The organism is Rhodococcus sp. P14 (assembly GCF_000256505.1).
Taxonomy (GTDB): Bacteria; Actinomycetota; Actinomycetes; order Mycobacteriales; family Mycobacteriaceae; genus Rhodococcus; species Rhodococcus ruber.
In genome coordinates this window covers 1-1,160 of the sequence record NZ_AJFC01000261.1, presented here as the reverse complement: position 1 = coordinate 1,160, position 1,160 = coordinate 1, and the positions used below count along the sequence as shown (strand labels likewise).

Below are 1,160 nucleotides of genomic sequence, written 5' to 3'. Positions count from 1 at the left end.
GCGGTCCCCCGGCCCCTGCCGCTGCGGAGCGGCTGGGGCACGGCGCCGACGATCGTCGTCACCGTCGTGGCGTGTCTCGGCTACCTGGCGGTGCACGAACTGACCCACGGCCTGGTCTCCCGGATCCTCTCCGGTGTGCGTCCGACGTACGCGGTGCGGTTCCCCTTCCTGACGACGGGCAGCGACGCCTGGCTCACGCGGAACGCGGCCGTGACCGTCACGCTCGCTCCCGTGGCGCTGTGGGGCGCGGTCCTGGTGGCCCTGCTGTTCACCGTGCCCGTCGACGTCGTTCTCACCGTCTTCGTCGTCACGGTGGTGAACTTCGCGGGGTCCGCCGGCGACTACGTCCAGGCCGGCGCGCTGTGGCGGCTGCCGGCCTCCGCGCTCGTGCAGGACAACGGGCACGAGACGACGACGGCGGTGCCGGCCGGGCCGACGCCGGCCGGGCCGACGGGCCGGTAGGTCCGGCACCGTCGGGTTCGCCGGGTCGGACCACAGTAACGTTCAGGTCATGTCCGAGGCGAAGCTCCACCACGTCAAGGTCGAGACCTTCGACGTGGCCGCGCATACCAACGTCGACCCGAAGGGCTTCGTGCGGAAGGTGGAGGTGTATCGCGTCGAGCAGTGGGGTCTGTACATGGCACGGCCCGCCGACCACCCGCAGTTCGGGTATCTCGAGTCGTGGCTGCTGCCGGAGCTGGGCCTACGTGCCTCGATCTTTCACTTCCGGCCCGGCTTCGAGCGCGACCAGGACCGGTACGTCGACATCGGCGAGTTCTGGCGCGACGGGGACGTGTGGCATTCGCGTGATCACTACCTCGACCTCGTGGTGCGCACCGGACGCGACACCGCCGTCGAGGACGTCGACGAGTTGCTCGCCGCCGCGGCGGCGGGTCTGCTCGATCCCGGGACCGCCGAGCGCGCGGTGCAACGAGCGTTGCGGGCGGTCGACGGCATCGCCACGCACGGCCACGACCTCGACGCGTGGCTGGCCGCGCTGGCCATGCCGATCAGCTGGCGCTGAGCCGCCGCTCAGCCGTCCCCGGCCCGCGCGTCAGGCCGACCATCCGGTCTGCTCGGCCCATTCCCGGGCACGCGTGGAGGCGCCGTCGAACCAGGGCGCCTTCTCCTCGGCGTAGACCGCAGCAGCCTCGGCGGGG

General features: G+C 72.1%; 2 protein-coding genes. Both read left to right on the top strand.

The features are described 5' to 3' along the window. Positions 1-462, top strand: a 462-nt coding sequence (locus OEY_RS0118620) for a DUF3267 domain-containing protein (protein ID WP_010595330.1), incomplete at its 5' end; no start/stop codon positions are given. Between the two features lie 49 nt (positions 463-511). Then, positions 512-1,024, top strand: coding sequence for a DUF402 domain-containing protein (locus OEY_RS0118615; RefSeq protein ID WP_010595329.1), 513 nt, complete (start codon positions 512-514; stop codon positions 1,022-1,024). Positions 1,025-1,160: the final 136 nt, after the last annotated feature.

What these genes read in the sequence shown, in the direction of transcription:
- OEY_RS0118615 (WP_010595329.1), top strand. Translation starts at nt 512, where the DNA reads ATGTCCGAGGCGAAGCTCCACCACGTCAAGGTCGAGACCTTCGACGTG.